This is a genomic window from Flavicella sp. (genome assembly GCF_037132785.1).
Classification (GTDB): domain Bacteria; phylum Bacteroidota; class Bacteroidia; order Flavobacteriales; family Flavobacteriaceae; genus Flavicella.
Map to the genome: position 1 here is coordinate 1 of NZ_JBAHZZ010000083.1, position 8,185 is coordinate 8,185.

The 8,185-nt window shown below is 33.8% G+C and carries 10 protein-coding genes; 1 reads left to right on the top strand and 9 read right to left on the bottom strand.

Annotation, left to right across the window (positions count from 1 at the left end):
• Positions 1-17 precede the first annotated feature (17 nt).
• The 9 genes from V5787_RS05560 to V5787_RS05600 form a co-directional block, all read right to left on the bottom strand.
• Entirely contained in the window at positions 18-458 is a 441-nt protein-coding gene (locus tag V5787_RS05560; protein WP_336892276.1) for a transposase, read from the bottom strand.
• 185 nt (positions 459-643) lie between these two features.
• The gene (locus V5787_RS05565) at positions 644-1,135 is read right to left on the bottom strand and encodes a hypothetical protein (protein ID WP_336892277.1); all 492 of its coding nucleotides are present in this window, start codon (positions 1,133-1,135) and stop codon (positions 644-646) included.
• 413 nt (positions 1,136-1,548) lie between these two features.
• Positions 1,549-4,917 carry a DNA primase gene (gene dnaG, locus V5787_RS05570; protein ID WP_336892278.1) on the bottom strand — a complete coding sequence of 1,123 codons (3,369 nt, stop codon included), beginning with the start codon at positions 4,915-4,917 and terminating at the stop codon, positions 1,549-1,551.
• Positions 4,917-5,279: a hypothetical protein gene (locus V5787_RS05575; protein WP_336892279.1), complete on the bottom strand. Its 363-nt coding sequence runs from the start codon at positions 5,277-5,279 to the stop codon at positions 4,917-4,919. Before V5787_RS05575 ends, dnaG begins: the two co-directional genes overlap by 1 nt.
• On the bottom strand, positions 5,261-6,007 hold the full coding sequence (locus V5787_RS05580; protein ID WP_336892280.1) for a hypothetical protein: 747 nt from the start codon (positions 6,005-6,007) through the stop codon (positions 5,261-5,263). The genes V5787_RS05575 and V5787_RS05580 overlap by 19 nt, the downstream gene beginning before the upstream one ends.
• Positions 6,004-6,171 (bottom strand): hypothetical protein, encoded by a 168-nt coding sequence (locus V5787_RS05585; protein ID WP_336892281.1) that lies wholly within the window; start codon positions 6,169-6,171, stop codon positions 6,004-6,006. Before V5787_RS05585 ends, V5787_RS05580 begins: the two co-directional genes overlap by 4 nt.
• Before the next feature lie 173 nt (positions 6,172-6,344).
• On the bottom strand, positions 6,345-6,614 hold the full coding sequence (locus V5787_RS05590; protein WP_336892282.1) for a hypothetical protein: 270 nt from the start codon (positions 6,612-6,614) through the stop codon (positions 6,345-6,347).
• 114 nt (positions 6,615-6,728) lie between these two features.
• Positions 6,729-7,298, bottom strand: coding sequence for a hypothetical protein (locus V5787_RS05595; protein ID WP_336892283.1), 570 nt, complete (start codon positions 7,296-7,298; stop codon positions 6,729-6,731).
• A 6-nt stretch (positions 7,299-7,304) separates the two neighbouring features.
• Complete coding sequence (locus tag V5787_RS05600) at positions 7,305-7,568, bottom strand: hypothetical protein (protein ID WP_336892284.1); 264 nt, start codon at positions 7,566-7,568, stop codon at positions 7,305-7,307.
• A gap of 115 nt (positions 7,569-7,683) precedes the next feature.
• Between V5787_RS05600 and V5787_RS05605 the strand changes: the two genes are divergently transcribed.
• The gene (locus tag V5787_RS05605; protein WP_336892285.1) at positions 7,684-7,992 is read left to right on the top strand and encodes a helix-turn-helix transcriptional regulator; all 309 of its coding nucleotides are present in this window, start codon (positions 7,684-7,686) and stop codon (positions 7,990-7,992) included.
• Positions 7,993-8,185 lie beyond the last annotated feature (193 nt).

The following is an 8,185-nucleotide window of genomic DNA, read 5'->3' on the forward strand; positions in this document are numbered from 1 at the left end:
AGGTTTTAGGATGGAAATTAAATAAGCTCTAGTGACTTTATTTGAACCCTGAACAAGTCTTTTAGTAGTGAAAACATCTGACCTATTACTTTGGTATCTACTTTTACATTTTTCACAATGAATTTTAAATATTTTTTTAGGTTGTAAGCAATGGCAGACATATGCATGACTTTATTTGCCTGTTGAATTCCTATGGTATTGATTTTTCTAAGTCCCATAAACTGAGTTAAAGTCCCAAAGACAGGTTCTACTGTACTTTGGCGTTTGGATTTCATATACCTGCCTTTTTTACTATTTACTCGTTCAATATTTCTTTCGTACTCTTCTCGGTAATATGTTACTGAAAACTTTTTCTCTTGAGTTGACTTCCCTAAACAGCTTAATTTTAAAGAGCAGTCTTTACAAATTTTGGAAGAAGCTCGGTATTCTTTCTTTTTGGTTTTGGTACGGTAATCCAAAAACACTTTGCTTTCTTTGCCATTTACCCTTCTCTGTATAACTTTTTTACCACATTATAACCTGGTCTTTTTACTTGCACTACTTTTACTTTCTTTTTAGGTAAATTACAGAAAGGTTTCTCTTTGTAGACATACGCTAACCCTGTCTGCGGGTCTATAATTATATCTTTCATTTTTTTTAAAAATTAAACCGCTTGGGTAGTTGTATTTATGTTTATTTTTTTTATAAAATCGACAACAGCTAATACAAAAAACTGTTTACTTTCAATAGATTTACGAATATCATTACCACTTGTATTATTTGTAATAAAAAAAGGACCTTCAGCAAGATGAGATCTAATAATAAAATAAGCAGTGTTTACTATCAAGCTTTTATTTGCCAAAATATCATAGGCCTCTACTTCTTTTATAGATAATTGTATAGGTATCGATTCAGAATAAATGACAGGATCAACGATCATCATTCTTTTTAATGCTAATAATTGATAAATGTTTACATATTCACTAATAAAACCACCTTCATCTGGTGATGTAAGCCTATAAGGCCCTCGGTAATTGCCTTTTTTTTCTTTATAGAAAAATTGCTTATTTTCAATAATCTCACCAACTCCTTTCTTTGTAAACACATCTGAAAGAACCGCTGGACGTAACCAGGTTTCAATTTTTAGATTTTTCATAACTCATTTAGCTTTTCCAATTCTCCAAATCTCACAAGTGTATAAATAGAAAGAAATGCTGATCTTTTTTGATGCTCATTTTTAATCAAAAATTGAAAACAAGCTGATACAGCGTACAGTTCTTCAACACTGTTGCAGGAATTTATAATAATTTCAATCTCGTTAACATTGTACATAATTATTTTTTTTATAAACCTATAGGTCTGTTATTGGTTGTTTTTTTATCCATACATCCACACATATACATATATCTAATTATCAGTCACTTATATTACTCTATGTATGGATTGTTATGGAATAACAAATACTCTTTCCATACATTCCATAACATTCCACTACATTCTCCATCGTCTATATACTTGTTTTTTAATATATTAACTAGGTATGTAATGTATGGCACACGAAACACCCTCTTATTTTTCAGCATCGTTAACGATCACGTTAAATAAATTTGAACTCTCGCCATTATTGCTTTTTGAGATCTCTTTTTTTAAGGGGGTTGCAGGGGGAATTGTCAAAGAAGCCCCTTGAAGAGACAGTTGGTATTGTATTGCGTCGTAAATTTCCTCATAAACACCTGTTTTTTTTATATCAATTTCATGACCAGAGGATGTTTTCACCCCTCTTCCCGGCGCCATTTTTATTCCTTTGGAATGATAAGTTATAAAAGCGTTTGAATTTTTTAACTGATCTTTCATAAATGATTTACCTGGTATTGCTTCTCTATAAAGCTCCCACCAAAGCTTTGTCATTTTTATGTACATATTCGTATAATTAAAAAACAGACTTCTTCCTTCTAACTTAAAGTCTTCCGTAGCTACAATCCTTAAATGACTTGGTGCTTTACAACCAGACAAAAAGCAATCCCACCATTTGTTGATAATGCTTTCAGACTGTAGCTTGCGCATTTGCTGCTCTATACATTTGATAAAATGAGCTTCCATCTGGGCAAATGAAAAAGGAAAATCTAGAATGTCTTTAAAAATTTCATAGGTAGCACCAAAAACGGATGCGTTTGATATCATTCTTGTTTTGGCATCCGGTACACGTTCGGAAAAGGACCTTTTAAAGGCTCTATGTTTTTTAGTAAACTGCTCTATAAATAGGTTACGATGCTTTAATAATTCTACGGAATAAGACGAATAGCCATCAGAACACATGTCTTTAAATTCGTCATAGCTTTTACCTTCCGCTTCAGAAAATTCATTTTTGTTAATTTCATTGGCAAACAAACGCTGAATCAAAGGCTCTTGAGAGGGATAATCATTCCCAGTTAAAATTGCAGAGGATAAAATAGGAACGGTTTCCAATGCTATTTTACTTGTAATATTCCCACGCTTATACCCATTTCTATCCCAAATTCCTTTAAAAATCCCGTCCACCTTGTCATCCCCTCGCTTATATTCAGAGTATTGAGATATTCCGTTAAAAAACTGTGACAACTCTATTACTTTAGCTTTTAGCGTAGAAGCTCCACCCTCGATATTCTGAGCTTCCTGAGGAATTCCAACAAAAGATTGTATCATTTCTGCTAACTGATCTTTTCCAGATCCTCCTGGCCCATATAAAAAAATAATAGGAAAGTTACCCAAGCTACGTACTACAATATCTTGAAAAAGAGAGGCAATTGCAAATAGAATTCCTGATATAGCATGCTCTCTGTGCACCTCCATAGCCTTCGACCCAAATGTCTTAAAAGTTACTTTAGCCTGCTGTACCCTAAACCTTTTTTGACTATCATATTTAAAAACGTTTTTACGGTATATTTTATTTGCTGAAGGCACGTAATAAGAAACTTTTTCGTACACAAACAAACCGTTTCCATCTATCACGATAATCTCTCCAGTATACAGCTGTACCAGGTTATTCCAAACCCAAAAGCCTTCTGGTTGATGACCTAGAACTTCAATTTTACGTCCTATTCCCATTTTATCAAACAGATATACCTTTAGCTTTAAAAACTCCCTCGCGTCGCCAGTATAAATATAATTACCGTTACCTGAAAGAATAGATGTAAAGCGCTGCTGCGTATCTACAGCTTCTGAGGGTGCATCAAATATCTTTTCAACTCCATAAACATTTCTGATTTTTAAAAGCTTCATAGGAAACTCTTCATCAGACATATGTTGAACAATCTGCACCAAGCAATTGGTGACATGCTTAAAAGTGTAATCACCATCGGTTCCTGTTTTTACCCACATTCTATTGTCAGATTCAAACACGCCGTACTTATAAATATCATTTCTCAATCTATCAAAAGGAGTAGAAACACCATCAGGTAAGGTATACTCGGCATCTGAAAGATTGACCTTGAATTTGTTTTTATCCAACCTAGCCTCCTGCTCTGCTTCAAATTTAGCTTCCGCTTGTTTGACCCATTTTTTAATGGTGGCCAAAGAAACTTTAGATTCTGTTTTTAACCAGGGCATATAAATTTCTTTCAGCGCTTCATCAGGCACCTTTGCAATAATCTCGCACAATTTATACGCACCTTGACTTTTATCCAATTCGGTCCCTTTTAAATGCTCCTGGAGCAATACTTTAAAACCATCAATGTTTTCTCCTTTTTGCACCAATGTTTTTTGCAAAGCATATTTCTCTGGAGTGTAGGTACTCTCAATAATTTCGGCAATATCAAGCTCAGATAATTTTAACTCCGCTCCAAGCTTTAAGGCTTCCTCCTTGGTTTCCCTTTTCTTTAAATTATAAAAAGAAAGATTCAATTCTTTGAGTGCTTTTTTATGCTGCCTTACAAAATCATCAGGATCTGCACCTCCTGTTTTTTGTACGTTTACTCGAAAGCCGTGTGCAAGGAATAAGGGAATATAACGCAGCATTGCTTTTTTACCTGCAGGATCATCATCAAAGGTAAAATTGATTTGTTTACAGTACTTTTTAAGAATTGCTATTTGTGTTTCAGTAATAGCGGTTCCACAGGGAGCTATGGTATTGTTGAATCCATTTTCGTGCCAGGCAATCACATCATTATAACCTTCTACGATGGTGGCTTCTCCAGTATCAATAATAGACCTAAGAGCCCTATTCAAGCCAAACCATATTTTATTCTTGTTATAAATAATGCTTTCAGTTGGGTTTATCCATTTTGCCGCCTTTTTATCTCCCGAAACGTCGCGACCTGCAAAACCAATAAGCATACCTTTGATATCATGAATTGGGTAAACAATACGTTTCCAATACTTATCTGCTTTTTCGCCTACCAAGGCTATTTCTTGCGCTTCTTTGAGCTGCCTAGACTCTTTTAGGGCATTCGTTAGAAACCGCTCTCCTGGAGCATAGCCAATTTGCCAATCCAAAATAATGTCTTTGGTGTATTGTCTGTTTTTTAGGATCTCTTTTTTCGCAAAATGCTCTTTTTCTAATTCTAAAAATGCTTTTTGATACACTACCAAAGCTGCATCTAAAACAGGACGTACATTTTCTTTTTTTTCAACGATTTTAGCGTACTCCGCAGCCTGTTCTTTGTTATCGTACTCTACTGTTATTCCGTACTTGTTTGCCAAAGCCTCCAAAGCTTCCACATAATTCAATCGTTCGTGATCCATTAAAAAAGAAACCACATTCCCTGATTTTCCTGAAGAATAACAATTGTAGCGTTGCTTTATTTTATTGACACAAAAGGAGGGTGATTTTTCCACTTGAAAAGGGGACAATCCAAAAAAATGAGCTCCCTTTTTTTCCAACTCCATATAGTCAGAAATAACATCAATTATATCTACTTTCTCCAGCAGCCCCTCTATAAAATGTTTATTTATATAGCCCATTAATTCGATAATTTATATTCGTTTTTAAACCTCTTTTCAAAAACATCCTTATTTAAAGTAGAGATAGCAGCGGAATATGAGTCATAGCCTAATTGGTTAGCAAAAGCTACTTTTTGCTCGTACAAATCTTTTTTATCCCCTTTTATAATTTCAACGCTGCCTGTTATTCCAATTATCGCAGGTAATTTTGCGGATTTTTTCATTAATTTCATAGCGTCTAATTGCACTTTTGCCCCTGAAATAATAGTACTCGAAATATCATTTACGGCTTTTGCGTTTTCAATCGTTATAGAACCATCTTTTATACCTGTTAATGTTTCAAATAATCTATCTGTTAAGGTGTTTAATGTGTTTGTTGACATGATGTTGCTTTTATTAGGTGTTTCGTAATTTCTCTGTTTAATTTCATTGCTGCTGCCAATTCTGGATGAACTCTATTTTGTGAATTTCGACGTGACAACTCTCCATTTGACAACAATTCTAAATCATCTATTTTGGCTTCTAGTCTACTTGCCTGTGGCTTTACACACACATTCATTCCTTTTGCTATTGGCCCATTAGCTTTTTTCCATAAATCCCTGTTGTAGTGAACAAATCCATCTTTTTTTTTGACAACCACATAAGGAAGGCCTATAGCATTAAACCAAATTCTTTTTTCGCCAATGGGTGTAATTCCTCTTTTCTCCCACATCTTTATATTGCATATTTTAAAACGCCCCATCAACACGTTTCTACTGTGTATTTTTTTTAACTCTGAAGAAGTTCTTTTAAAGTGCAAATACCTTCTTTTTTTCTCAATATGTTTTTTACTCCAACCTTTGTTTTTCGACCATTTCTCTGAAAAAATCTCAGCTAATTCAACATCACCTATAGATTTGTAATACTTTTTTAAATAAAGCACTTGCGAGGGTTTCCAGTACTCCATTTCTATTTTTTTTAAGCCCATTTCGTAAGCAAACATTCTGAGTTTAGTTATTCTCAAACCCAATGCATCAGCAAGATCTTGGTTGGTCATTTCAAAGAAATTATCATGAATAAATTCTATCTCATGAGGCTCTAATAGTATTTTATTATTTTTCCCTATTCTCATAACACCTCAGTTTCAATTACTTCTAAATCATTCGCTAACTCTGCTATTTCTTTATCTAAAATTTTCACTAACTGAACGGACTCAATTTCGTTAAATAGAGGCGAGGTGTTTATTTGTAACTTCCGGGCCTTTAATACATTTATTTTTGACTTTATTTTTTTCATAATTTTTAGCCTTACATAGCCTTTTGACTACAGTTTAATTTTTAATTTTTAATATCCAGTCCCTAGGGTTGTTGTATATCCTCTTAAAAGATGGTTTTGTGAAGCGGTCTACTTCTAAGTGCAAAAACCAGTCATCACCTCTGTATAATGTTTTTCCTACCATAACTCATTCTTTAAAAAAGTGCTTTAAATATTTTTTGACATTCCGGAAGATGAGCGATATCAACTCCAAAATTCTTTGTTTGCTCAATAGCTTCAGTGGTAATTCTATCAACTAAAATTCTTGATTTAAAGAACCCCATAAATCCATCCTTTGCCGCGGGTTCATTCTCCCATGCGATATACAGCCGCAGCATTCCCTTTTCTGGAAGCGCAACAATCTGAGCGACGCTTTTACCATTGTTTGTTAAAAATTCTTTTGCTTTAATTTTTTTTGAATTCATAATCATAATTTTTGTTTTGGTAAACCATCACCGTTACGGCGGTGATGGTTTTGTTAATCAATAAATAGTGCGCGCTAACACACAGAAAAAAAAAGAACGTAATATTTAGCAGAACTAAATGATGTTAAGGTCACGAGTTTTTATAGTCAGTTCTTGCCTAGTTTGGACCTTGAATTTTTCGTAAAGAGCTTGTTTTGGCTTATGCAACGAGCCAAATGGAATTTGCAAATCAAATGCAATTTTTTCATTTGTTGCACTTGTAGAAAGAAGTTTCAGTAACTGCACATCAAACGATGTCAGCTCAATTCCATTCACCGTAGGAGGTTTACATATAATACCATTGTATTTACATGTTTTTCGAGCTGGACAATCCCAATAATCACCCTCTTGAAGTTCGTTGTTTTCAATATCAGCAACAAAATCCAAACCTCCGTACCTGCATTTATAAAAACATAATACTTGATCAAATTCGCTGTTTGGATACCAATCTTTAAGAGCTGCAGAAGTGTCTTTCTCACTTTTAATTTTATCTTCTGCCAATTTTGCGACATGGTAAGGCATATTGCAAGCTGCTTCTACTTTTCCGCTTGATAAGAATTTTAAACCGCCCTCGACTGCGAAAAATTCAACGCTATCAGACAATAAGCCAGGATAACATTTAGGTTGTGCATTTGTAAGTGTCATATAAAATTATTTTAGTGTTATCTTTTCCTCAAGATCCTTATACTTCTCTGCTATTTTTAGTAGAGCGTTTAAGACCCTTAAGTTCGAAGTAGTTCTTTTTGTTCTTACGTTTCTCACAACGCTTGAACTTACCTCGAAACTTTCTTTTTCTAATAAATCAATCACCTCTCTCACATAATACGTAGGCAAGTATCTGTCTAAAAAATCAAATGTTTGATCAAAATGCGAACGCATTTTCTTAGATATCGAATTCTTTGTTATATTTGTCATAAACGTGTATAGTTGTGTAATACCGTGTACGCAAATCTAAGTAAAAATACACCTATAGATGTATCTTTTGTGAAATAAATACACTCTAAGGTTTAATTTAAAACAATTCTAAACAATGTATTTTCATAAAAAGCTTAAAGAGTACTTTACAAACAAAGGGCTTAACAACAGACAAATTGCTAATGAAATTGGCTATTCTGAAGCTATGGTAGGGAGGTATCTCACTAAAAGTAAACCAAATTTTGAGCTTCTTACAAGAATTGTTAAATCATACCCAGACATTGATCTAAACAAGCTATTCAAAGAAAAATATAGCAATACTGTTCAAGAAGAACCTGCTATATATACGAAAGAGTCAATTGCTATCATTAACAATATAGAAAAGGAATTGCAAGCCCTAAAGGACAAAATTGACCCAGTTTAGACACAAATAAAACATAAAACACTGTTAATCAACGAGTTACATAGAGTAAATTAATCCAGTCGAGGTCACTATAAAATACCGCAACACACTTGTAAACAAGTAGTTGTGGTTTTTTTATGCTTTAGATTGTACGATTTCTGTACGGCTGCTTGTTTTTCCTAATGTTATTACTATAATTCAAATATTTCTATAA

Coding starts and splice junctions, on each gene's coding strand:
- V5787_RS05600 (WP_336892284.1), bottom strand. CDS start 7,568: ATGACAAATATAACAAAGAATTCGATATCTAAGAAAATGCGTTCGCAT.
- V5787_RS05580 (WP_336892280.1), bottom strand. CDS start 6,007: ATGAGAATAGGGAAAAATAATAAAATACTATTAGAGCCTCATGAGATA.
- V5787_RS05585 (WP_336892281.1), bottom strand. CDS start 6,171: ATGAAAAAAATAAAGTCAAAAATAAATGTATTAAAGGCCCGGAAGTTA.
- V5787_RS05575 (WP_336892279.1), bottom strand. CDS start 5,279: ATGTCAACAAACACATTAAACACCTTAACAGATAGATTATTTGAAACA.
- V5787_RS05565 (WP_336892277.1), bottom strand. CDS start 1,135: ATGAAAAATCTAAAAATTGAAACCTGGTTACGTCCAGCGGTTCTTTCA.
- V5787_RS05605 (WP_336892285.1), top strand. CDS start 7,684: ATGTATTTTCATAAAAAGCTTAAAGAGTACTTTACAAACAAAGGGCTT.
- V5787_RS05595 (WP_336892283.1), bottom strand. CDS start 7,298: ATGACACTTACAAATGCACAACCTAAATGTTATCCTGGCTTATTGTCT.
- dnaG (WP_336892278.1), bottom strand. CDS start 4,917: ATGGGCTATATAAATAAACATTTTATAGAGGGGCTGCTGGAGAAAGTA.
- V5787_RS05590 (WP_336892282.1), bottom strand. CDS start 6,614: ATGAATTCAAAAAAAATTAAAGCAAAAGAATTTTTAACAAACAATGGT.